This window comes from Sphingomonas adhaesiva, from assembly GCF_036946305.1.
GTDB lineage: Bacteria > Pseudomonadota > Alphaproteobacteria > Sphingomonadales > Sphingomonadaceae > Sphingomonas > Sphingomonas adhaesiva_B.
The window spans coordinates 1-22,078 of the sequence record NZ_JAQIJJ010000005.1; the positions used below are offsets into that span (position 1 = coordinate 1).

At 69.7% G+C, this 22,078-nt stretch carries 21 protein-coding genes; 14 read left to right on the plus strand and 7 right to left on the minus strand.

From position 1 onward, the window contains the following. Positions 1–159: 159 nt before the first annotated feature. The 3 genes from PGN14_RS09160 to PGN14_RS09170 all read right to left on the minus strand — a co-directional run bounded on the left by PGN14_RS09160 (position 160) and on the right by PGN14_RS09170 (position 3,777). Complete coding sequence (locus tag PGN14_RS09160; RefSeq protein ID WP_335299211.1) at positions 160–747, minus strand: hypothetical protein; 588 nt, start codon at positions 745–747, stop codon at positions 160–162. Continuing rightward, positions 717–965 (minus strand): hypothetical protein, encoded by a 249-nt coding sequence (locus PGN14_RS09165; RefSeq protein WP_335299212.1) that lies wholly within the window; start codon positions 963–965, stop codon positions 717–719. The genes PGN14_RS09160 and PGN14_RS09165 overlap by 31 nt, the downstream gene beginning before the upstream one ends. Before the next feature lie 253 nt (positions 966–1,218). Next, complete coding sequence (locus PGN14_RS09170) at positions 1,219–3,777, minus strand: TonB-dependent receptor (RefSeq protein WP_335299213.1); 2,559 nt, start codon at positions 3,775–3,777, stop codon at positions 1,219–1,221. A gap of 227 nt (positions 3,778–4,004) precedes the next feature. Here PGN14_RS09170 and PGN14_RS09175 point away from each other — a divergent pair, with 227 nt between their 5' ends. Next, positions 4,005–4,535: an RNA polymerase sigma factor gene (locus PGN14_RS09175; protein WP_335299214.1), complete on the plus strand. Its 531-nt coding sequence runs from the start codon at positions 4,005–4,007 to the stop codon at positions 4,533–4,535. Continuing rightward, positions 4,532–5,521 (plus strand): FecR family protein, encoded by a 990-nt coding sequence (locus PGN14_RS09180; RefSeq protein WP_335299215.1) that lies wholly within the window; start codon positions 4,532–4,534, stop codon positions 5,519–5,521. The genes PGN14_RS09175 and PGN14_RS09180 overlap by 4 nt, the downstream gene beginning before the upstream one ends. Before the next feature lie 184 nt (positions 5,522–5,705). Here the strand turns inward: PGN14_RS09180 and PGN14_RS09185 are convergent, their stop codons facing one another. Next, the gene (locus PGN14_RS09185) at positions 5,706–5,987 is read right to left on the minus strand and encodes an ETC complex I subunit (RefSeq protein WP_335299216.1); all 282 of its coding nucleotides are present in this window, start codon (positions 5,985–5,987) and stop codon (positions 5,706–5,708) included. A 173-nt stretch (positions 5,988–6,160) separates the two neighbouring features. Between PGN14_RS09185 and dnaK the strand changes: the two genes are divergently transcribed. The 10 genes from dnaK (at position 6,161) to PGN14_RS09235 (ending at position 16,508) form a co-directional block, all read left to right on the plus strand. Further along, on the plus strand, positions 6,161–8,065 hold the full coding sequence (dnaK, locus tag PGN14_RS09190; RefSeq protein ID WP_335299217.1) for a molecular chaperone DnaK: 1,905 nt from the start codon (positions 6,161–6,163) through the stop codon (positions 8,063–8,065). Between the two features lie 139 nt (positions 8,066–8,204). Then, complete coding sequence (gene dnaJ / locus PGN14_RS09195) at positions 8,205–9,332, plus strand: molecular chaperone DnaJ (RefSeq protein WP_335299218.1); 1,128 nt, start codon at positions 8,205–8,207, stop codon at positions 9,330–9,332. Then, on the plus strand, positions 9,329–10,234 hold the full coding sequence (gene era, locus PGN14_RS09200) for a GTPase Era (RefSeq protein ID WP_335299219.1): 906 nt from the start codon (positions 9,329–9,331) through the stop codon (positions 10,232–10,234). The genes dnaJ and era overlap by 4 nt, the downstream gene beginning before the upstream one ends. A gap of 162 nt (positions 10,235–10,396) precedes the next feature. Beyond that, a complete protein-coding gene (locus PGN14_RS09205; RefSeq protein ID WP_335299220.1) occupies positions 10,397–12,049 on the plus strand; it encodes an MFS transporter in 1,653 nt (550 codons plus the stop codon). Continuing rightward, complete coding sequence (locus PGN14_RS09210; RefSeq protein ID WP_335299221.1) at positions 12,046–13,188, plus strand: HlyD family secretion protein; 1,143 nt, start codon at positions 12,046–12,048, stop codon at positions 13,186–13,188. The genes PGN14_RS09205 and PGN14_RS09210 overlap by 4 nt, the downstream gene beginning before the upstream one ends. After that, positions 13,185–14,576: an efflux transporter outer membrane subunit gene (locus PGN14_RS09215; RefSeq protein WP_335299222.1), complete on the plus strand. Its 1,392-nt coding sequence runs from the start codon at positions 13,185–13,187 to the stop codon at positions 14,574–14,576. Before PGN14_RS09210 ends, PGN14_RS09215 begins: the two co-directional genes overlap by 4 nt. Before the next feature lie 69 nt (positions 14,577–14,645). Then, the gene (locus PGN14_RS09220) at positions 14,646–15,332 is read left to right on the plus strand and encodes a glutathione S-transferase N-terminal domain-containing protein (protein WP_335299224.1); all 687 of its coding nucleotides are present in this window, start codon (positions 14,646–14,648) and stop codon (positions 15,330–15,332) included. Then, on the plus strand, positions 15,329–15,934 hold the full coding sequence (locus PGN14_RS09225) for a 2-hydroxychromene-2-carboxylate isomerase (RefSeq protein ID WP_335299225.1): 606 nt from the start codon (positions 15,329–15,331) through the stop codon (positions 15,932–15,934). The genes PGN14_RS09220 and PGN14_RS09225 overlap by 4 nt, the downstream gene beginning before the upstream one ends. Positions 15,935–15,960: 26 nt before the next feature. Continuing rightward, positions 15,961–16,185: a DUF433 domain-containing protein gene (locus PGN14_RS09230; protein WP_335299226.1), complete on the plus strand. Its 225-nt coding sequence runs from the start codon at positions 15,961–15,963 to the stop codon at positions 16,183–16,185. Continuing rightward, positions 16,185–16,508, plus strand: a complete 324-nt coding sequence (locus PGN14_RS09235; protein WP_335299227.1) for a DUF5615 family PIN-like protein — start codon at positions 16,185–16,187, stop codon at positions 16,506–16,508. The genes PGN14_RS09230 and PGN14_RS09235 overlap by 1 nt, the downstream gene beginning before the upstream one ends. A gap of 41 nt (positions 16,509–16,549) precedes the next feature. Here the strand turns inward: PGN14_RS09235 and sdhA are convergent, their stop codons facing one another. Genes sdhA through sdhC form a run of 3 tightly spaced genes read right to left on the minus strand, consistent with a single transcriptional unit; the run spans position 16,550 to position 19,166 of the window. Next, positions 16,550–18,364: a succinate dehydrogenase flavoprotein subunit gene (gene sdhA, locus PGN14_RS09240; RefSeq protein WP_335299228.1), complete on the minus strand. Its 1,815-nt coding sequence runs from the start codon at positions 18,362–18,364 to the stop codon at positions 16,550–16,552. Further along, on the minus strand, positions 18,364–18,741 hold the full coding sequence (gene sdhD / locus PGN14_RS09245) for a succinate dehydrogenase, hydrophobic membrane anchor protein (RefSeq protein WP_335299229.1): 378 nt from the start codon (positions 18,739–18,741) through the stop codon (positions 18,364–18,366). Before sdhD ends, sdhA begins: the two co-directional genes overlap by 1 nt. Then, positions 18,741–19,166 (minus strand): succinate dehydrogenase, cytochrome b556 subunit, encoded by a 426-nt coding sequence (gene sdhC / locus PGN14_RS09250; protein WP_335299230.1) that lies wholly within the window; start codon positions 19,164–19,166, stop codon positions 18,741–18,743. Before sdhC ends, sdhD begins: the two co-directional genes overlap by 1 nt. Positions 19,167–19,358: 192 nt before the next feature. Between sdhC and PGN14_RS09255 the strand changes: the two genes are divergently transcribed. Both PGN14_RS09255 and PGN14_RS09260 read left to right on the plus strand, forming a co-directional pair. Then, the gene (locus tag PGN14_RS09255) at positions 19,359–20,702 is read left to right on the plus strand and encodes a methyl-accepting chemotaxis protein (protein WP_335299491.1); all 1,344 of its coding nucleotides are present in this window, start codon (positions 19,359–19,361) and stop codon (positions 20,700–20,702) included. Positions 20,703–20,731: 29 nt separating this feature from the next. Further along, positions 20,732–22,054: a methyl-accepting chemotaxis protein gene (locus tag PGN14_RS09260; RefSeq protein WP_335299231.1), complete on the plus strand. Its 1,323-nt coding sequence runs from the start codon at positions 20,732–20,734 to the stop codon at positions 22,052–22,054. Positions 22,055–22,078 lie beyond the last annotated feature (24 nt).

Here is a 22,078-nt window from a genome sequence, read left to right on the forward strand (position 1 = left end):
AAACGCCCGCCGATGCCGGAAACATTCGCCGGAACGGGTAACGAAGTTCCGGAATGAGTAAGCATCTGGTGTCGCGATTCCGGCGCGGGGCCTAGGATCGCGGCATTGCAACACGCATCGGCCGATCGTGCCGGGAAAGAGGACATGCCACGCCACGCATCAGCGCTTTACGTGCTTTCCGATGGGATGGCCTACGTGCCTGATCCAGCGTCGAACGAGGTGCCCGTCGCGACGCGACTGCTGGCGGAGCTGCATACCTATTTCCACATCGTGATGGGACGATTGTTCGCCGGCGACCTCGACCGCGCGATGGTCTTCGGATTGTTCCTCAACATCCATCTGTCGCCGGGCGAGACCGACCGCGCGATGTCGATCAACTCCGCCGCCATGTCGCTGGGTCGCCCGTTCGAAACGGTCCGCCGCCACATCGCGGCGCTGGTCGCCGCCGGGCTGTGCATCCGCGACGCACATGGCGTCCGCGTCGCCCCCGACGTCTGCCGCGACACGGCGGTGGCGATGGCGATGGACCAGCTTCACGACGCGGTCGTGCGCTATGTCGGCGATGCGGTGCGCGCCGGCATCGTCGCGCGCCCGACATCGATCATGCGGCGGACGTTCGATCGCGCGGACGGGGTGCGGACCGCGATCGACATGGCGCTGGCGATGGCGGATCAGCATCGCCAGCTGGTGCCCGACGCGACCGATCTGGCGATCGTCTATGCCATATTGGCCGCGGGCGCGCAGCATCGCTTCCCCTCGCTGACCGAGGCCGCTACCGCACGGCCGCTCCGCGTCGCCACGCTGGCGCGGCTGTTCGGTATCGCCGAGAGCACGGTGCGGCGGCGCACGGTCGCCTTGTCGGCGCCGGGCTGCCCGCTCGATCGCACGCGCCACGGGCTGGTGGTCACGCCGGGATGGATCGCGCGGCTGGACGCGGCGGCCCGCGCGGAGGGTCGCCACGGCACGCTCGCGCTGGTGATGGCCCGCGTCGCTGCGGCCGGATTTCCATTGCGCGCCCGACAGCGCCTATATCCACGGCCGCCCGGCGCTGACCTTCCATCCGTAGCGCGGATCGACACCCGCTGTTCCCCGGCGAAGGCCGGGGTCCAGCTACGAGCGATTTCAGCATCTTGCGAACCGGCCGTTACTGGACCCCGGCCTTCGCCGGGGAACAGAAGTGGCTTCCGCAAAGCCCCCCCTCGCGGCCCCGGCCGCGCCCTACAGCCCCCACCCCATCGTCAGCGTCACGGTGCGCGGACGCGCCGCATAGACCTGCCGCTCGCCGAACGCGCTGGAGAAGATGCGCGACGGCGCGCTCGCGTCCGCGACATTGTCCACGCCCAGCCGCGCCGACCAGGCGCCGCGGCGGTACAGCGCATAGAGGTCGACCAGCATCCGCCCCGGCGTGCGCTCGCGATAGGGATTGTCCGCGCCGAAGGCGGAGAAGAACCCGCTGCTGCCGCTGGCCAGCGCGCCCAGCATCACGCTGGCCTGCGCGCCCGTGCGCAGCCGCGTGTCCGCGCTCGCCACCCATGACAGCGCGGGCACCTGCGGCAGGCGATCGCCGCGCCGGCCGGTGCCCTCCATCGTGCCAGGCACCGCATCCGCCGCCAGCCGCGCCGACAGCCAGGTTCCCGCCACCGCGAAGCGCCACGCCCCCGTGTTCGCGGTGGCGCGCGCCTCCACCCCGTCGATGTCCACCGACGACAGGTTGGTGTTGTACAGGAACGCGCCATTGGCGCTGCTGGCGACGAAGATCGTGTCGTCCCAGTCGATGTGGAATGCGCTGCCCTCCACCCCCGCCGCGGCGCCGTGCAGCGGCAGCTTCACCCCCAGTTCGTAGTTCCACAGCCGGTCGGCGCGGAACACGCGTTCCGCCGGGGTCAGCTCGGGGGTGATGTTGACCCCGCCGGGGCGGAACCCCTGCGACGCGATCAGCCGCACCAGCGTCCCGTCCGCGGCGCGCCAGTCGAGCGCCGCCTTCGCGTTGCGCCCCGTCGCGGTGGTGCGATAGCGCGCTTCCTCGACCAGCCCGGTGCCGGTGATGATATTGGGCACCGGCACCGATCCCCCCGCCTCGCGCACGTAGCGATAGGCGCGCATCCCCAGCGTCGCGGTGAAGCCGGCCCCCAGCGCGCGGCTCGCCTCCGCGAACACCGCCTGCTGGTCCAGCCGCATGTCGAGCAGGCGGCGCCCGGTCAGGTCCAAAGGGGTGACGATCGTGCCGCTGGCGGCGTCGGCGCGCACCGTGTTGCTGTCGACGCGATCGGCGCGATGTTCCGCGAAGACCCCGATCGTCCATCGCCACGCGCCATTGCCGTCGTCGGACAGGCGCAGCTCGCCGCTGGTGCTGCGCAATTGCATCGGCTGGTAGAGGATCGCGGGCAGCCGCGTGTCGAGCCAGGTGCGATAGGCCGCGCGCACGGCGTCGTCGCATCCACCGCCGGATCCGGTCAGCGCGGCATAGCGCCGGCACGCCGCATCGCTCCCGCGCTGCCGTTCCAATACGTTGGTGAAGTCGATCTGGCGGATCGTGCGCCAGCCATAATGCGACAGCGTGGCGGTGACGCGCAGCTTGCCCGGCGCCCAGCGCGCGGTGCCGGTGACCAGCCGCAGCCGCTCGGCGCTGGGGGTACGCACCGGCAGGTCGGCGCGCCGCCGCCCGTCGTCGAGGATCCACACGCCGGCATCCGCCAGCCGGTTGTCCTGCACCAGCCCCGACAGGTCGATGCGCAGCGCGTCGTCCGGCGTCCACGCCAGCGCCACGCGCGCGCTCTCACGGTCCGCGGTGTCGCCGTCGCGATAGCCCAGTCGCGCATTGTCGATCGCGCCGCCGATCCGCCGCCGCCCGGCCACCACGCGCAGCGCGAGGCGATCGTCGACCAGCGGCGCGTTGACCATCGCCGACAGCGCGGCGCCGGGCGCCCCCCCGGTGGCGATGCCCGCCTCCGCGCTCACCTCCGCCGCCCATGCCCCCGCATCGGGCTGGCGGAAGATCGTGCGCAGCGTGCCCCCCATCGACGACGCGCCGTACAATGTCCCCTGCGGCCCCTTCAGCAGCTCGACCCGCTCGACGTCGATCAGGTCGATGTCGGGCGACATCGCGCCGGGATCGAACCCGGTGCCCGACGGCGCGGTCACCGGCACCTCGCCGAAATAGACGCCGACCGTGCTCTCCCCCGTGCCCAGCACCCCGCGCACCGACAGCCGCTGCTGCATCGGTCCGGTGCTGGTGACGGTCAGCGCGGGCAGCAGCCGCGCCAGCGTGCGCCGCTCCACGGTGCGGTTCTGCGCCAGCGTCGCGCCGGAGACGACCGCCAGGTCCGGCCCCGCCTCGCTCAACAGGGTCGGGCGGCGCTGCGCGGTCACGACGATATCGGGCTCGGCGGGCCAGGCGCGATCGTCCTCGTCGCGCGCAGGCCCGGCCGCGACCACCACCAGCACGCCCGGCCCGACGCGCCGCACCGTCAGCCCGCTGCCCGCCAGCACCCGCGCCAGCGCCGTCTCCAGCGCGGTGCCGCGCGCGACACCGCCGCCGCGCCGCCCCGCCAGCAGCACGGGATCGACCAGGATCTGCTCGTCGCTGTCCGCCGCGATCCGGCGCAGCACCATGTCGAGCGGCCCGGCCGGGACGTCGCGCGGCAACGGCTTGCGCGGCAGGCCGGATACCGGCTCCGCCCTCGCCGGCACCGGGCCGCAGCACGGCGCGACCGCGACCGTCGCCCCGACGACCGCGATCCTGCTCCACCACCCGCACCGCCCGCGGCGCCCCGTCACCGTCACCCCCCTCGTTCGCACGCTTGCGCATTCTTCTGTCGCCGGCACCCCCTCCCACGCTCTTTTTGCGGTGTTTTCCCGTGACCTGACGATCACTTCCCGCACGCCGCGCTTGACGGAATCGTTACAACATGATCGTCTGCGCTCCACAAGCGTCGGGGAAGGACGCCGGGGAAAAGGTGAGCACGCCTTCCCCAATCGGGGCCGAAACGGGGGATAGAAATTTGGTGCTGACCGCGCAGCCCCGATGGGGTGCCACGTCGACCGATCGCGACGGGCGGGGGGACGATATCGCCCCGCTGCTGCCCGTGATCCGCCGCTTCCTGATGAAGCGCGCGGCGGCCGACGATGTCGACGATCTGGTGCAGGACGTCGCGCTCCGGATGCAGACGCGCCGCGCCGATGGAGAGATCGCGAACCTCCAGGGCTATGTCTTCCAGGTCGCGCAAAGCGTGCTGACCGATCGCGCGCGCCGCGACACCGTCCGCCATCGCTCGCGCCACGCCCCGCTCGAAGAAAGCGACCATCCGGTTGAGGGGCGCTCGCCCGAGCGCGTCTTGATGGGCAAGGAACGCTGGTCGCGACTCATCGCGGCGGTGGGGGAGCTGCCGGATCGCACCCGGCAGGCGTTCGTCCTTCACCGTTTCGAGGAAATGAGCTACGCGGCGATCGCCCGACACATGGGAATATCGGTAAGCGCGGTGGAAAAGCATATCATGAAGGCCATCCGCATCCTGGCTGCGACCGTCGACGCATGACGCGCGCGCCTGACGGGGATGCCGCCGCGCAGGCCGCGGAATGGTACGCACGCCTGCGCGCCGACGATGCCGACGCGACCGATCGCGCCGCCGCCGACCGCTGGCGCCGCGCGGACGCCGCGCATGACGAGGCCGCCGCGCGCCTCGACGCCCTCGACGCCGATTTGTCCTCCCTCGCCGACGATCCCGCGCTCGCCGCCCTTCGCGCGGAGGCGCGCGGCGGCGCGGTGCGCCCGCCGGTCCAGCGCTGGCCGTTCCTCGCGACCGCCGCCGCGCTGCTCGCGGTGGTCGGCACCGGCACCCTGCTGTCGCGCCGGGACGACCTCGCCCCGATCCACACCCACGCCACCGCCGGCCCCGCGCGCTACGCGACCGCGGTCGGCGAACAGCGCCGCATCCGCCTGCCCGACGGATCGGTCATGACGCTCGACGCCGCCTCCGCGGTGGCGGTCCCGGCGCAGCGCGAGGAACGCCGCGTCGAGCTGCTCGCCGGGCGGGCCGCCTTCGCGGTGGCGAAGGATCGCGCCCACCCCTTCGTCGTCGCGACCGGCGACAATAGCGTGACCGCGGTCGGCACGCATTTCACGGTCGAGCGCGGCGTGGATGGCGCGATGACGGTCGCGCTGACCGAGGGCGTGGTGCGCGTCGCCACCCCGCGCGGCACGCGCACGCTGGCCGCCGGGCAGGTGCTGGCGACGACGCCGCGGTCGCTCGCGGTCGCCGATCATCGCGCGGACGACGCCGCCGGCTGGCAGGACGGGCGCCTCACCTTCGCCGCGACCCCGCTGGCGGACGTCGCCACCGCGCTCCAGCGCTACGACACGCGCCGCATCGTGATCCGCGACGCCGCGCTGGCGGCGCATCCGTTCAGCGGCTCGCTGCGCACCCGCGGCGGCACCGACGCGCTGGTCGCGGCGCTGGAGGCCTATGGCACCGCGCGCGCCACCCACCCCGACGCGCGCACGATCGTGCTGACGCCGCGGTAAGGACCGAAGGCTACCGGCGAGCTGTTCTCCTCCGTTCGCCCTGAGGAGAGGCTGAGCCTGTCGAAGCCTCGTCTCGAAGGGCACGCGCAGGTGCTTCGAGATGGCACTTCGACTTCGCTCAGTCCCTCCTCAGCACGAACGGAGGAAAGTCAATAAAGATAAAGGCGCCCGAAGCCCCCTCACCTCACCGGAAATTGTCGGCGTAGCTCTGCAATTTCAGCGTCTTTGTGGGCGCCGGGATGACGTGATACGCCAGCCCCTCGCGCTCGGCATAGGCGATCGCCGCCTCGCACGTCGGGAACGACAGCCGGATCTGGTCGCGCGTGTCGCCGCTGCCCGCCCAGCCGGTCAGCGGATCGGGGCGCTTGGCCTCGCCCGGCTCGAACTCCAGCTGCCACCGGTCGGTGCGGTGCTTGCCGGACTGCATGGCGTTCTTGGGGCGCTGAAAGATGCGGGCGGTCGACATATCGGCTCCTGTACGTTCCACGCACGGGACACGCAACGGTTCCCTGCGCGCACACGGCAATCTTGCGGGGCGCTGCGGGGCACCTATATCGCGCAGCATCGACACGGTTGCGCCGCCGAAACGGGACGCGACCCGTCATCTTTTTAGATACGCAGGGGCTAGGTTAGGCACTCATGGCAAAAGTTATCGGTATTGATCTGGGCACCACCAATTCGTGCGTCGCGGTGATGGAAGGCGGAAAGGCCAAGGTCATCGAGAATGCGGAGGGCGCGCGCACCACGCCGTCGATCGTCGCCTTCGCGAAGGATGGCGAGCGGCTGATCGGTCAGCCGGCGAAGCGCCAGGCGGTGACCAACGGCGACAATACCATCTTCGCGGTGAAGCGCCTGATCGGCCGTCGCTTCGACGATCCGGTCACCAGGAAGGATACCGAGCTGGTCCCGTACAAGATCGTGCGCGGCACCAATGGCGATGCCTGGGTCGCGGCCGGCGGCAAGGAATACAGCCCGTCGCAGATCAGCGCCTTCACGCTCCAGAAGATGAAGGAAACCGCCGAGAGCTATCTGGGCGAGACGGTGACGCAGGCGGTCATCACCGTGCCGGCGTACTTCAACGACGCGCAGCGTCAGGCGACCAAGGACGCCGGCCAGATCGCGGGCCTCGAAGTGCTGCGCATCATCAACGAGCCGACCGCGGCGGCGCTGGCCTATGGCCTCGACAAGCAGGACGGCAAGACGATCGCGGTCTATGACCTCGGCGGCGGCACGTTCGACGTCTCCATCCTGGAGATCGGCGACGGCGTGTTCGAGGTGAAGGCGACCAACGGCGACACCTTCCTGGGCGGCGAGGATTTCGACAACAAGATCGTCGACTATCTGGCGCAGGGCTTCCAGAAGGACGAGGGCATCGACCTCACCAAGGACAAATTGGCGCTCCAGCGGCTGAAGGAAGCCGCCGAGAAGGCGAAGATCGAGCTGTCGTCGGCGCAGTCGACGGAGGTCAACCTGCCCTTCATCACCGCCGACCAGAACGGGCCGAAGCACCTGGTCAAGACGATCACCCGCGCCGATCTGGAGCGGCTGGTCGAGGATCTGGTGAAGCGCACGCTGGAGCCGTGCAAGAAGGCGCTGGCCGATGCCGGCATGAAGGCGGACGAGATCTCCGAGGTCGTGCTGGTCGGCGGCATGACCCGCATGCCGCGCGTGCGTGAGGTGGTGAAGCAGTTCTTCGGCAAGGATCCGCACACCGGCGTCAACCCGGACGAGGTCGTCGCGATGGGCGCCGCGATCCAGGCCGGCGTGCTCCAGGGCGACGTGAAGGACGTGCTGCTGCTCGACGTCACCCCGCTGTCGCTGGGGATCGAGACGCTGGGCGGCGTGTTCACCCGCATGATCGACCGCAACACCACGATCCCGACGAAGAAGTCGCAGACCTATTCGACCGCGGACGACAATCAGGGTGCGGTGACGATCCGCGTGTTCCAGGGCGAGCGCGAGATGGCGGCGGACAACAAGCTGCTGGGCCAGTTCGACCTGGTCGGCATCCCCCCCGCCCCGCGCGGCGTGCCGCAGATCGAGGTGACGTTCGACATCGACGCCAACGGCATCGTCAACGTGTCGGCGAAGGACAAGGGCACCGGCAAGGAGCAGCAGATCCGCATCCAGGCCTCGGGCGGTCTATCCGACGCCGATATCGAGCAGATGGTGCGCGACGCGGAAAGCTTCGCCGAGGAGGACAAGAAGCGCCGCGCCGCGGCCGAGGCGAAGAACAACGCCGAGAGCCTGATCCACACCACCGAGCGCCAGCTGGCCGACAATGGCGACAAGGTGGACGAGGCGCTGAAGGGTGAGATCCAGTCCGCGATCGACGCCGCCAAGGCGGCGGTCGAGGGTGGCGATCCCGAGGCGATGAACGAAAAGAGCCAGGCGCTGGCGCAGGTCGCGATGAAGCTGGGCCAGGCGATCTACGACAAGCAGCAGCAGGCCGAAGCCTCGCCCACCGGCGCGGCCGAGCCGGAGGCCAAGAAGGACGACGACGTGGTCGACGCCGAATTCTCCGAGGTCGACGACCAGAAGTAAGCGAATGCCCTCCCTCTCCCCTGCGGGGAGAGGGCCGGGGTGAGGGGTAGTGAGGGAAGGTGGCCATGCAGCAAGCACAGCGTTCGTGGCCGCCCCTCACCCAACCCTCTCCCCGGAGGGGAGAGGGCTAGAGGCCGAAATGACCGAAATCGACTATTACGAACTGCTCGAATGCGAGCGAGGCGCGGATGCGGCGACGATCAAGTCGTCGTACCGCAAGCTCGCGATGAAATATCACCCGGACAAGAACGCCGGGTGCAAGGATTCCGAGGCGAAGTTCAAGGCGGTCAGCGAGGCCTATGACTGCCTGAAGGATCCGCAGAAGCGCGCCGCCTACGACCGCTTCGGCCATGCCGCCTTCCGCAACGGCGGAATGGGCGGCGGCGGGGCCGGCGCGCAGGATTTCGCGGGCTTTTCCGATATCTTCGAAAGCGTGTTCGGCGAGTTCATGGGCGGGCGCGGCGGTGGCGGCGGGCGGCAGGTTCGTCGCGGCGCCGACCTGCGCTACGACATGGAGATCACGCTGGAGGAGGCGTTCCACGGCAAGGAGACCGAGATCACGGTCGATATCTCCGCGCCGTGCGACAGCTGCCACGGCTCCGGGTCGAAGCCGGGGACGCATGCCCATACCTGCCACCACTGCCAGGGTCACGGGAAGGTCCGCGCACAACAGGGCTTCTTCGTCGTCGAGCGCGCCTGCCCGGTCTGCCATGGCTCGGGCGAGGTCATCACCGATCCCTGCCCCGACTGCCGCGGCGAGGGCCGGGTCGAGAAGACCAAGACGCTGGCGGTCAACGTGCCCGCGGGCGTCGACGAGGGCACGCGCGTGCGCCTGACCGGCGAGGGCGAGGCGGGCGCGCGCGGCGCACCGCCGGGCGACCTCTACATCTTCCTCCACGTCAAGCGGCACGCGATCTTCGAGCGCGAGGGGACGACGCTGTTCGCGCGCGCGCCGATCAGCTTCACCACCGCCGCGCTGGGCGGGATCATGTCGATCCCCGGGCTGGACGGTCGCCGTCACGAGATCAAGATCCCGGCCGGCATTCAGTCGGGCAAGCAGCTGCGCCAGCGCGGCGCCGGAATGCCGGTGTTGCAGGGTCGTGGCCATGGCGACCTCGTCATCCAGGTCGATGTGGAAACCCCCAGCAAACTTAGCACCCGTCAGCGTGAACTTCTGGAGATGTTCCGCGAGACCGAGACGGGGGAAGAATGCCCGCAATCGCAGGGGTTCTTCTCGCGGCTCAAGAGTGCTCTGGCCGGCGAATGAGCGAACATCGCCAACATCGGTGCGGGCTGGTCGCGATCGTCGGCGCCCCCAATGCGGGCAAGTCGACGCTCGTCAACGCGCTCGTCGGCCAGAAGGTCGCGATCGTCAGCCCCAAGGCGCAGACCACCCGCACCCGCCTGATGGGCGTCGCGATCCGTGACGAGACGCAGCTGCTGCTGGTCGACACACCCGGCATCTTCGAACCCCGCCGCCGGCTGGATCGCGCGATGGTCGCCGCCGCCTGGGGCGGCGCGGAGGGCGCCGACGTCATCGCCCTGGTGGTCGACGCCAAGGGCGGGCTGGGACCGAAGGTCACGGAAATCGCAGAAGGTTTGAAGGACCGTCGCGAGCCCATCTACCTGATCCTCAACAAGGTCGATATCGCCGACAAGCCCAAGCTGCTGCTCCACGCCGAGCGCCTCAACGCGATCCTTCCGTTCAAGGAAACCTTCTTCGTCTCCGCGCAGACCGGCGACGGCCTGCCCGAACTGAAGGCCGCCTTGGCGGACACGATGCCCGAGGCGCCGTGGCACTTCCCCGAGGATCAGGTCTCCGACGCCAGCGAACGCGCGCTGGCGGCAGAGGTGACGCGCGAGCAGCTCTACCTCCAGCTCCACGCCGAACTCCCCTATGCCAGCGTCGTGGAAACCGAGAAATTCGCCGACCGCGACGACGGCTCGACCGAAATCCACCAGCAGATCCTGGTCGAGCGCCCCACCCAGCGCGCGATCGTGCTGGGCAAGGGCGGCACCCGCATCCGCGAGATCGGCGCCCGCGCCCGCGCCGAACTGGCCGTGTTGCTCGACCGCCCGGTCCACCTCTACCTCCACGTCAAGGTGAAACCCGGCTGGGACGAGGACCGCGGCGTCTATCGCGATATCGGCCTCGACTGGGTCGAGTGACGGCTTCCGCGCCCGCCACGTCACCCCGGGCTTGACCCGGGGTCCAGGGTACCACGCGCCTCACCGGCGTCGGTACGCGGAACCCTGGATGCCGGGTCAAGCCCGGCATGACGGATAAGCTGGTGCAACAGTTCGTTACGCAGGCGCGTTGACCCGTCCGTCATGACCCTCGCCGCGCGGCTCCGCGCCTTCCTGTCCGAAGAGACATGGGACTTCGCGCCCCATGAGCGCCCGGCCATGCCCGGCTCGCCCGGCTCGCCGGACCACCCTGTCCGCCGCCGCATCGCCTATGGCGCGGTGGCGACGCTGATCGGACTGACCGGCGGGCTGGGCAACGCGCTGGTCGCCGCCAATACGGTCACGCTGGCGGGCGCGCTCGGGCTCGATCCGGCGGAGATCGCGTGGCTGCCGACGGTCTATGTGATGACCAACGTCAGCATCAACCTGCTGCTGATCAAGTTCCGCCAGCAATATGGCCTGCGACCGTTCGCGGTCATCTTCATTGCGATCTACGCGCTACTCACGCTCGCGCACCTGTTCGTGCAGGATTTCGCCTCGGCGATCCTGGTGCGTGCCGCCAGCGGCATGGCGGGCGCAGCGCTCAGCACCTTCTCGCTTTACTATTTCATGCAGGCCTTCCCGCCCGCGTGGCGGCTGCGCGCGATCGTGATCGGGATCGGCGTGCCGCAATGCGCCACCCCGCTGGCGCGCCTCTTCTCCCCCGACCTGCTGGCAATGAGCCAGTGGCGCACGCTGTACCTGTTCGAACTCGGGCTGGCGCTGATGAGCCTGGGCGCGGTGCTCGCCTTCCGCCTGCCGCCGACCGAGCGGCAGAAGGCGTTCGAGCCGCTCGACTTCGTCACCTTCACGCTGTTTGCCACCGCCGCCGGGCTCTTCGCCGCGGTGCTGGGGCTGGGGCGGATCGTATGGTGGACGCAGGCGCCGTGGATCGGCTGGGCGCTGGTCGCCGCCATCCCGCTGCTCGCCGCCGCGCTGTTCATCGAACATCATCGCACCAATCCGCTGCTCAACACCCGCTGGCTCGCGAGCGCGGACATCGTGCGGTTCGCGATCGTCACCGTCATGGCGCGCATCGTGCTGTCGGAACAAAGCTATGGCGCGGTCGGCCTGTTGACCGTGCTGGGGCAGAACAACGACCAGCTCGTCCCCTTCTTCACCATCATCCTGCTCGCCAGCATCGCCGGCGTGGTGGCCAGCGCGATGACGCTCGACGTCACGCGGCTGGCGCATCCGGTGATGCTCGCGATCGGGCTGGTCGCGGTCGCGGCCTGGTTCGATTCCGATGCGACCAGCCTGACGCGCGCGCCGCAATTGTACCTGACGCAGGCCACGATCGCCTTCTCCGCCACCTTCTTCCTGGGGCCGTCGCTGCTGTTCGGGATGACGCGCGCGCTCCAGCAGGGCACCGGGCACGTCATCAGCTTTATCGCGCTGTTCGGGATGATCAACTCGCTCGGCGGCCTCGCCGGGACGGCGCTGCTCGGCACCTATCAGGTGGTGCGCGAGAAGGCGAACAGCGCCGCGCTGGTGCAGCAGATCGACCCCACCGACCCGATCGTGCAGGCGCGGTTGCAGGCGGGCGCGGGGGGCGTCGCGCGCGTCGTCGGCGATCCGGCGCTGCGCAGCGCAGAGGGCGGCGCGCTGCTGTCGCAGACCGCGACGCGCGAGGCGAATGTGCTCGCCTATGACGATGTCTTCCGGTTGATCGCGGTGCTCGCCGCGCTCACCTTCCTCTACCTTCTCTTCCTCCTCCTGCGCCGGCACTGGCGCGAGCGCCGGGCGACTGCCGCATGACCGACACCTCCGTTTCCGCCACCCCCGCCACCGAGGAGAAACTGGCCGAGGCGGCGCCCGCCGCCGCGCCTTCCGGCTCCGGCTGGCGTCCGCCGACACTGTCGGCGCGCAGCCTGCTGCTGGTCGCGGTGCTGGTGCTGGGCGGGGTGGCCGCGGTGCTGGCGGCGTGGCGGATCTGGCCGTTCGACAGCGCCTATCAGTCGACCGACAATGCCTATGTCCGCGGGCGCACCACCGTGATCGCACCGCAGGTATCGGGCTATGTCACCCGCGTGGCGGTCCGCGATTTCGAACAGGTCGCCGCGGGGCAGCCGCTGGTGGAGATCGACCGCCGCATCTACGCGCAGCGCGTCGACCAGGCGCAGGCGCAGGTGGAGAGCGCCGCCGCCACGCTCGCCAACAGCCGCCAGTCGGAGGCGAGCCGGCAGGCGAGCTTCGGCGGACAGGAGGCCGCAGTCGCCAATGCGCAGGCGCAATTGATGCGCGCGCAGGCGGACATGAACCGCGTCAACGACCTCGTCACCGACGGGTCGGTGTCGCTGCGCGAGCGCGACCAGACGCTCGCCGCGCTGCGTCAGGCACAGGCGGGACTGCGTCAGGCGACCGCCGCACGCGAGATCGCGCGGCAGGACATCCGCACCGTGGAGGTCGGCCGCGGCGGGCAGCAGGCGGGCGTATCGGGCGCGCAGGCGGCGCTGCGGCTGACGCGGATCGACCTCGCCAACACGCTGATCCGCGCGCCGGAGGCGGGGCGGCTGAGCGAGGTGGGCGTTCGAGTCGGGCAATATGTCACCGCCGGATCGCAGCTGATGTTCCTGGTGCCGGCGGAAACCTGGGTCATCGCCAATTTCAAGGAGGCGCAGACCGCGCGGATCGCGGTGGGGCAGCCCGCCAGCTTCACCGTCGACGCGCTCGCCAACGCGCGGCTGACCGGGCGCGTCGAGCGCATTTCCCCCGCCGCGGGCAGCGAGTTCGCGGTGCTGAAGTCCGACAATGCCACCGGCAATTTCACCAAGGTGCCGCAGCGGATCGCAGTGCGCATCCGCATCGATCCGGGCCAGTCGCTGGCACAACGGCTGCGCCCCGGCATGTCGGTGCAGGCGCGGGTCGATACCAGCGGCACGGCCGCGCCGCGATGAGGCGCACACTCGTCCTGCTGCCGCTGGCGCTCGCCGGATGCACCCTGCCCGGCCCGCGCGCGGCGGCGCCGCCCGCGGCCGCGGTCGTGCCGCCGCCGTCGTGGCGCACCGCGCTGCCCGGCGATGCGGCGATCGCGGGCGACTGGTGGCGGGGGTTCGGCGACCCGGCGCTGACCGCGCTGGTCGAACGCGCGCTGGCCAACAACGTCGATATCGAGATCGCGGTGGCGCGCGTCGAGGAAGCGCGAGCCGCGGAAGCACTGGCGCGCGCGCAGCTGCTGCCGTCGATCGGTGCCACCGTGCCGGAAACGCAGGGCCAGTCGCTGAGCGCACTGGGCCGCGCGACGCAATCGGCGTCGGTACAGCCCAATGTCGCGCTCAGCTTCGACCTCGACCTGTTCGGGCGGCTACGACAGGCGAGCCGGGCGGCGCGCGCGCAACTGCTGGCGACCGAGGCCGCGCGCGACACGGTGCGGCTCGCCACCGCGGCGACGGCGGCGTCGGGCTATGTCACGCTGCGCGCGCTCGACCAGCGCCTCGCGATCGCGCGCCAGACGCTGGCCGCGCGGGCGGAGGCGCTGCGCATCGCGCGGCGGCGGTTCGAGACCGGCTATACCTCGCGGCTGGAATATCGGCAGGCGCAGGGCGAATATGCCGCCACGGCGCAACTGGTCCCGGCGGCCGAACTGGCGATCACGCGGCAGGAGAATGCGCTGGCGTTGCTGACGGGCGACACGCCGCGCGCCATTGCGCGGGGTCGGGCGCTTGACGCGATCGCGCGGCCGGCGATCCCCGGCGGACTGCCCGCGGACCTGCTACGGCGTCGGCCCGACATCTACCAGGCGGAGCAGACATTGGTCGCCGCCGACCGCACGCTCGACAGCCAGCGCGCGGCGATGCTGCCCAATATCGCGCTTACCGGATCGGCGGGTGTGGTGCTGTCGACCGCGCTGTCGGAGCCGGTCGGACTGTTCGCGCTGGGCGCCAGCATCCTCGCGCCGATCTTCGACGGCGGGCGGCTGCGCGCGCAGGAAGGCGTGGCCACCGCACGCCGCGATCAGGCCGCCTTCGCCTATCGCCGCACCGCACTGACCGCGTTCCGCGAGGTGGAGGATGCGCTCGCCGGGGTGCGCCGCACCGGTGAACAGGCGACCGTGCTGGGCGATCAGGCGACGGCAGCGCAGGGTGCGTTGCAGAACGCCTCCAACCGCTATCGCGCAGGCTATTCGGGCTATATCGAGCAACTGGATGCGCAGCGCAATCTGCTCACCGCGCAATTGGCGCTGGTGCAGGCGCAGGCGGATCGTCTGACCAGCTATGTCGCCTTGTACCAGGCGATGGGCGGCGGCTGGTCGCGCGCGGACATGGACGCGGTGGGGCGCCCCTGACCGGTTAAGTCGATCGCTTGCCTTACCGCATCCGCTGCGCAACACTCCGGCGAAACGAGAGGATCGCCGATGATCGACCTGTATTTCGCCGCCACGCCCAATGGGTGGAAGGCGACGATCATGCTGGAGGAATGCGGGCTGCCCTATCGCGTCGTCCCCGTGAACATCGGCGCCGGCGAGCAATTCGCACCCGATTTCCTTGCGATCAGCCCCAACAACCGCATCCCCGCAATTGTCGATAGCGCCCCCGCCGATGGCGGCGAACCGATCAGCGTGTTCGAAAGCGGCGCCATCCTGCTCTATCTCGCGCAGAAGAGCGGGCGATTCCTGCCCGCCGATCCACGCGGGCGCATCGCGGCGACCGAATGGCTGATGTGGCAGATGGGCGGGCTGGGGCCGATGCTGGGGCAGAACGGGCATTTCCGGCTCTACGCACCGGAGCCGATCCCCTATGCCGTGGATCGCTACGCGCGCGAGGCGGACCGGTTGTACGGGGTGCTCGACCGCCAGCTGGCGCGCACCGGCGCCTATGTCGCGGGCGCCGCTTACACGATCGCCGATATCGCCTGCTTCCCGTGGATCATCACGCACAAGGCGCAGGGCATCGACATGGCGCGCTTCCCCCATGTCGCGCGCTGGTTCGCCAAGCTGCGCGAGCGCCCGGGGGTAAAGGCGGGCACCGCGGTCGGACGGATGGCGCGGCCCGAAGAGATCAGCGCGGACACCAAGCGCACGCTCATGGGGATCGGCCGATGATCGAGTTTTTCTTCGACTGTTCCTCGCCCTGGACGTGGCTGGGGTTCGAGAGCATCCAGCCGCTTGCCGCCGAACTGGGCGTCGCGGTGACCTGGCGGCCGATCCTGGTCGGCGGCGTGTTCAACGCGGTCAACGGCTCGGTCTATGCGCAGCGCGCCAATCCGGTGCCGGCGAAGGCGCGCTACATGGCGAAGGACCTGCGCGACTGGGCGCGGCATCAGGGGCTGGAAATCCGCTTCCCGCCCAGCGTCTTTCCGGTCAACAGCGTCAAGGCGATGCGCGCCTGCTGCTGGCTGGGGCAGGACTGCGTCCCCTTCGCGCGCGCCGCCTTCCACGCCTATTGGACCGACGACCGCGACATTGCGCAGGACGCGGTGCTGCGCGAGGTGGCCGCGGCGGCGGGGGTGGACGCCGATGCGATGGCCGCGGCGATCGGCGACGAGCGGGTCAAGGCGCAGCTGCGGGCGAATACCGACGAACTGATCGCCCGCGGCGGCTTCGGATCGCCGACGATCTTCGTGGACGGCGACGACATGTATTTCGGCAACGACCGCATGCCGCTGGTGCGCGCCGCGGTGGAGCGGGTGCGGGGCTTGTCATGACACGCCTCCGGCGCCAAGTTGACGATATGGATAATTCGGCGCGGATCGTGATCAATCCGGAGGTGTGCGGCGGACGCCCCATCGTCGCCGGCACGCGAATCCGCGTCGTCGACATTCTGGAAATGCTGGCAGGTGGATCGAGCGAAAGCGAGATACTCGCCGACTTTCCCGCGCTGTCGGGCGACGACATCCGGGCCAGTCTCGCCTATGCGGCGCGCGCGATCGACCACAAAGTGGTGCTTGCCGCCTGATGCGCTTTCTGGTCGACGCGCAGCTGCCTCCGGCGCTGTGTCGTTGGCTCGAAACCCGTGGGCATGATGCGTATCACGTCGGCACGGAATTACCGGGCGCGACACCCGATCATGCAGTTGCCGCCTATGCCGTCGACCACGCTTGCATCCTTCTCACGAAGGATGAGGATTTTCTGACGCGCCATCCGCCGGGTGAATACGCCCTCGTGTGGCTGCGGATCGGCAACGCCACCAATCGATCGCTACTGCTCTGGCTGGAACCGCGATGGGCTGCGATCATCGCCGCGCTCGACGCAGGGGAGCGGTTGATAGAGGTCCGATGACGATCTAATGGCCGCCGGCGCACTGCCGGCGGCGATCTGCCTCAATACACCCGCTTCTTCGGCTTGATATATTCCGCGTCGTCGGTGAGCGTATAGTCGTGGACCGGGCGATAGCCGATCTCGGTCGTGCCGCCCTTGCCGCCCCAGCCATCGAAGGTGCTGGTGGTGTGCTTCATCCAATTGGCATCGTCGCGATCGGGGAAGTCCTCGTGCATGTGGGCGCCGCGGCTTTCCTTGCGATTGTCGGCGCTCTTCATCGTCACGACCGCCTGGCCGATCAGATTGTCCAGCTCCAGCGTCTCGACCAAGTCGGTGTTCCAGATCAGCGAGCGGTCGCTGACGCCCACGTCCTGCATCCCTTGGTAGATCGTCTCGATCTTCTGCACGCCCTCCGCCAGCAGCGCGCTGTCGCGGAACACCGCGCAGTGGCGCTGCATCGTGCGCTGCATCTCGCCGCGCAGCGTCGCGGTCGGCGTCGCGCCCTTGGCGTTACGGAAATGGTCGAGGCGACCCAGCGCCATCTCCTCCGAGCCCTTGGGCAGCGGATTGTGCGACGTGCCCGGCTTCAGCGTCTCCTTGAGGCGCAGACCCGTGGCACGGCCGAACACGACCAGGTCGATCAGCGAATTGGAGCCCAGCCGGTTGGCGCCATGGACCGACACGCACGCCGCCTCGCCCACCGCGAACAGGCCCGGGACGACCGCGTCGGGATTGCCGTCGCGCGGATTCACCACCTCGCCGTGATAGTTACAGGGGATGCCGCCCATATTGTAATGGACGGTCGGCGTCACCGGCAGCGGCTGGCGCGTCAGGTCGACCCCCGCGAAGATCTTCCCCGTCTCGGTGATCCCCGGCAGCCGCTCGTGCAGCACCTTGGGATCGATATGGTCGAGGTGGAGGAAGATATGGTCCTTGTCCTTGCCGACGCCGCGGCCCTCGCGCATCTCCATCGCCATCGAGCGTGCGACGACGTCGCGGCTGGCGAGATCCTTCGCGGACGGGGCATAGCGCTCCATGAAGCGTTCGCCCTCGGAATTGGTCAGGTAGCCGCCCTCGCCGCGCGCGCCCTCGGTGATGAGGACGCCCGCGCCATAGATGCCGGTCGGGTGGAACTGCACGAACTCCATGTCCTGCAGCGGCAGGCCGGCGCGAAGCGCCATGCCGTTGCCGTCCCCGGTGCAGGTGTGCGCCGACGTCGCCGACTGGTACACGCGCCCGCCGCCACCGGTAGCGAGGACGACGGCATGCGAACGGAAGCGGTGGATCGAGCCGTCTTCCATGCACAGCGCGATCACGCCGCGGCACGCCCCGTTTTCCATGATCAGGTCGAGCGCGAAATATTCGACGTAGAAGTCGGCGTCATACTTCAGCGACTGCTGGTACAGCGCATGGAGCATCGCGTGGCCGGTACGGTCCGCGGCGGCGCAGGTGCGCTGCACCGGCGGCCCCTCGCCCATGTTCTGCATATGCCCGCCGAACGGACGCTGGTAGATGGTGCCGTTGTCGTTGCGGCTGAACGGCACGCCGGCGTGCTCCAGCTCGTACACCGCGGCCGGCGCCTCGCGCACCATATATTCGATCGCGTCCTGGTCGCCGAGCCAATCGGACCCCTTGACGGTGTCGAACATGTGCCACGACCAATGGTCGGGCGAATTGTTGCCGAGCGACGCGGCGATGCCGCCCTGCGCGGCGACGGTGTGCGAGCGCGTCGGGAACACCTTGGTGATGCAGGCGGTCTTCAGCCCGCTCTCCGCGATGCCCATCGTGGCGCGCAGCCCCGATCCGCCCGCGCCGACCACCACCGCGTCATAGGTATGGTCGATGATCTTGTACGCGCCAGTTGAATTAGCAGACATCAGGCGGCAGCTCCGAAGGCGACCTTGAGGATCGAGAAGATGGCGGTGGCGGCGGTGGCGACGACGAAGACGTTCAGCAGGATCATCATCACGAAGCGATTCTCCTTGTGCGAATAATCCTCGATCACGACCTGCAGGCCGAGGCGGAAATGGTAGAAGACCGACGCGATCAGCAGCACCATCGGCACCGCCACCCACATTGAATGCAGCCACAGCCGGACGGTGACATAGTCATAGGACGGCAGCGTCGCGATCGACGCCAGCAGCCACACCATCAGCAGGAAGTTGGTGCCCGCGGTGATCTTGTGGTGCCACCAATGGTGCGCGCCGGCATGCGCGCTGCCCAGACCCCGGACGCGGCCGATCTCCGTGCTCATCACTTGATCCCCAGATAGAGCCAGAAGGCGACCGTCAGCAGCGTCGAGGCGACGAAGGTCAGCACCGCCAGATTGCGGTTCAGCTTCAGCTCGAACGCGGCGCCGGTGTCCATCACCAGATGGCGGATGCCGCTCATCATATGCTGGAACAGCGACCAGGTGAGCCCGACGCCGACGATCCAGCCGAGCACGTTCAGCTTGCCCGACGAGGTGGTGAACACGTCGAGGAAGGTGGCATAGGCCTCCGCGCCCGCGGCGATCGCGGCGAGCCACCAGACCAGCAGCAGCGTGCCGACGGTCGCCATGCCGTCGCCGGTCACGCGATGCATGATCGACGCGGTCATCGCCGGGCTCCAGCGATAGTGGATCGCGAGCGGGCCGCTGAACAGGTGCGGGCTGCGCGGGCGGTCGGGTCTGGTGGCCAAGCGCTGGTTCCTCGAAAAAAGCAGGTCGGTCGGACGGTTTGGCGCGGTCTATGCGGCGTGGCGCGCACGGATGCAAGCGCCCGGCTTAGCCGACCGGCCGTCGTCACCCCTAACCGCTTGTTTACCACTCCTCCCCTAATCGGACGCGTCGATGATTTACCGTGCTGGAGAAGAAGGTTGAACGCTCGGGTCATGCCGCCGCCCACCACCGTTGCCCGTCGCGTCGATCTGGCGGCGCGCATCCGCGCGTTTGACGGCGACGGGACGCTGGTCAACCGCGCCGCCGACCTGTGGACCATCATCGCCCCGCGCGCGCCGGAGGTGTCGGAGGCCTATTGGAACCATTGGCGCGGCGCCCATCCGGACGCGCCCGAATGGTCCAACATGGAGACGCAGCAGCGCATCGCCGCGGGCGTCGCCTATCTGCGCAACCGTTTCTGCCACCTCGACGGCTATGGCTGGGTCGAATCGCTGGAGCGCGCGGTGGCGTCCGCGATCGCGTCGGACGTGACGACGATGTCGGTGCTGGCGATGTCGTGCGCGGCCGACCGTGCCGCGCTGCGCGTGCTGGGCGAGACGCTGGCGGCCGACGACCCGCGCTACCACGACCTGATCGACACGCTGATGCGGCTGTTCGGGATGGAGACCGAACTGACCGTCGAGCTGTTCGCGGGCTATCACGCGATCTTCGCGCAGGCGCAGCGCGACCAGCTGGCGGAGGAATTCCGCGACACGATCACCGCTGGCGTCGCCGACACCAATGGCGAGGGCGATACGCTGCGCGCACAGGCGTCGAGCACATCGTCCGCGGCGCGCGGGATGCTGGGCAAGACCAGCGAGGTGGCTGCCGCGGCCGAACAGTCCGCAGTCGCGATGCGTGACGCCGCGGCGACCGCGGCCGGGCTGATCCGCGCGATCGAGGATGCGCGCGCCGAGGTGGAGGTGGCCGCCGACGTCGCCACCCGCGCCGCCGCACAGGCGGGCGACGCGGTCGCGGTGTCGGGCGCGTTGAGCGACCATGCCAAGTCGATCGAATCGATCCTGGGGCTGATCCGCGACATCGCCGGGCAGACCAACCTGCTGGCGCTGAACGCCACGATCGAGGCGGCACGCGCGGGCGACGCCGGTCGCGGCTTCGCGGTGGTGGCGCAGGAGGTGAAGAGCCTCGCCAGCCAGACCGCACGCGCCACCGACGACATCGCCGCCAAGATCGCGGCGATCCAGTCGGCGACGAAGGTGACGGTCGACACCAGCGCCTCGATCCGCGACACCGTCGCCGAGGTACAGGGATCGGCCACCCGCATCCGCAGCGCGATGGAGGCGCAGGCGCAGACCGTCACCGCGATCACCGCCGCGGTCGACGAAACCGCGCTCGCCGCCGATTCGATGTCGCACACCATCGCCGCGATCCGCCAGGATACCGAGGCGGTCGCGACCGAGATCGATCGGCTGGGCACCGGATTCGATTCGCTCGCCGGGCGGCTGGGTGCGCTCGACACGCGCGCGCTCGACTTCGCGACCAAGGTCGCGGCCTGAACGTCGTCGACCGGGAAGGGGCAACAGCGATGACCGCAATGGCACATCCGTCCGACTGGGACCGCAGCATCGCGGGGCATTGCGGCGAGATCATCGCGATCGTCGATGCCGCGGAGAACGGCTGGACGATCGCGGCGACCGCGTTCTGGGACCATTTCCTGACGCTGGCGACGGTGCCCGCGGCGGCGCGGCCGCAGGACGCGAAGGAGCTGCGGCGCCACATCGCGCGCGGCTGCCGCTATGGCCGGCTGCGCTATGCCGCACCGCTGAGCGACATCTGGCGGACCGCGCTGATCCGCTATGTCGAGCAGACGCAGAATATCGGCGTGCCGCTGGGCGCCTTCCTCAGCGCGATGACCGCCAGCAATGCCTGCGTGCTGTCGATGCTGGAGAAAGGCGTCGCGGGTGACGTGACGCGGATGCGGCAGCTGGCCGATACGGTCCAGCGGATCGCGCTGGTCGAGGCGGAGCTGATGGCCGATCATCTCGCCGTGCTGGCGGAGGATCGCGCCCGCACCCATCGCGCGACGCGCAGCGCCGAATTCCGCACCGGCATCTTCGACGGCATCGATGCGATCGCCGGGCGCGGCGCGGAGATCCGCACCCAGGCGCTGGGCAGCGCCAACGCCACTCGCGGGATGCTGGAGAAGACCAGCGAGGTCGCCGCCGCCGCCGAACAATCCGCGCTGGCGATGCGCGACGCCGCGGCGACCGCCGCCGGGCTGATCCAGGCGATCGACGAGGTGCAGGGACAGATGGGCCGCTGCAACGATACGCTGCAGGCGGCGACGAGCCACGCATCGGGCGCAGTGGCCGCCAGTGCCGCGTTGAGCGACCATGCCAAGTCGATCGAGTCGATCTTGGGGCTGATCCGCAGCATCGCCGGGCAGACCAACCTGCTGGCGCTGAACGCCACGATCGAGGCGGCACGCGCAGGCGACGCCGGTCGCGGCTTCGCGGTGGTGGCGCAGGAGGTGAAGAGCCTCGCCAGCCAGACCGCACGCGCCACCGATGACATCGCCGCCAAGATCGCCGCGATCCAGGCCGCGACACAGGTGACGGTCGACACCAGCGCCTCGATCCAGGCGACCATGACAGAGGTACAGGGGTCCGCCGACGCGGTGCGCCAGGCGATGCGGGCGCAGGCGATGACCGTCACCGCGATCACCGCCGCGGTCGACGAGACCGCGCTCGCCGCCGACACCATGTCGCACACCATCACCGCGATCCGCAGCGACGTCGACGACATGGCGGCGGGGATGGACACGCTGGGGGGGTCGTTGGTCCAGCTGGGCGGCCGGTTCGACGACCTGCGCGAGGCGGCGGCGACCTTCGCCTCCAGCGTGGCGTAATACCCGCGCGGTGACGCGGGCCGT

Bases quoted from the DNA above. Each gene is read 5' to 3' on its own strand.
- PGN14_RS09225 (WP_335299225.1), top strand. From the start codon at position 15,329: ATGATCGAGTTTTTCTTCGACTGTTCCTCGCCCTGGACGTGGCTGGGG.
- dnaK (WP_335299217.1), top strand. From the start codon at position 6,161: ATGGCAAAAGTTATCGGTATTGATCTGGGCACCACCAATTCGTGCGTC.
- PGN14_RS09255 (WP_335299491.1), top strand. From the start codon at position 19,359: ATGCCGCCGCCCACCACCGTTGCCCGTCGCGTCGATCTGGCGGCGCGC.
- PGN14_RS09215 (WP_335299222.1), top strand. From the start codon at position 13,185: ATGAGGCGCACACTCGTCCTGCTGCCGCTGGCGCTCGCCGGATGCACC.
- era (WP_335299219.1), top strand. From the start codon at position 9,329: ATGAGCGAACATCGCCAACATCGGTGCGGGCTGGTCGCGATCGTCGGC.
- sdhD (WP_335299229.1), bottom strand. From the start codon at position 18,741: ATGAGCACGGAGATCGGCCGCGTCCGGGGTCTGGGCAGCGCGCATGCC.
- PGN14_RS09220 (WP_335299224.1), top strand. From the start codon at position 14,646: ATGATCGACCTGTATTTCGCCGCCACGCCCAATGGGTGGAAGGCGACG.
- PGN14_RS09210 (WP_335299221.1), top strand. From the start codon at position 12,046: ATGACCGACACCTCCGTTTCCGCCACCCCCGCCACCGAGGAGAAACTG.
- PGN14_RS09185 (WP_335299216.1), bottom strand. From the start codon at position 5,987: ATGTCGACCGCCCGCATCTTTCAGCGCCCCAAGAACGCCATGCAGTCC.
- PGN14_RS09230 (WP_335299226.1), top strand. From the start codon at position 15,961: ATGGATAATTCGGCGCGGATCGTGATCAATCCGGAGGTGTGCGGCGGA.
- PGN14_RS09160 (WP_335299211.1), bottom strand. From the start codon at position 747: ATGCTGCGCGCCCGCGGCCAATATGGCATAGACGATCGCCAGATCGGT.
- PGN14_RS09180 (WP_335299215.1), top strand. From the start codon at position 4,532: ATGACGCGCGCGCCTGACGGGGATGCCGCCGCGCAGGCCGCGGAATGG.
- PGN14_RS09235 (WP_335299227.1), top strand. From the start codon at position 16,185: ATGCGCTTTCTGGTCGACGCGCAGCTGCCTCCGGCGCTGTGTCGTTGG.
- PGN14_RS09205 (WP_335299220.1), top strand. From the start codon at position 10,397: ATGACCCTCGCCGCGCGGCTCCGCGCCTTCCTGTCCGAAGAGACATGG.
- PGN14_RS09260 (WP_335299231.1), top strand. From the start codon at position 20,732: ATGACCGCAATGGCACATCCGTCCGACTGGGACCGCAGCATCGCGGGG.
- sdhA (WP_335299228.1), bottom strand. From the start codon at position 18,364: ATGTCTGCTAATTCAACTGGCGCGTACAAGATCATCGACCATACCTAT.
- dnaJ (WP_335299218.1), top strand. From the start codon at position 8,205: ATGACCGAAATCGACTATTACGAACTGCTCGAATGCGAGCGAGGCGCG.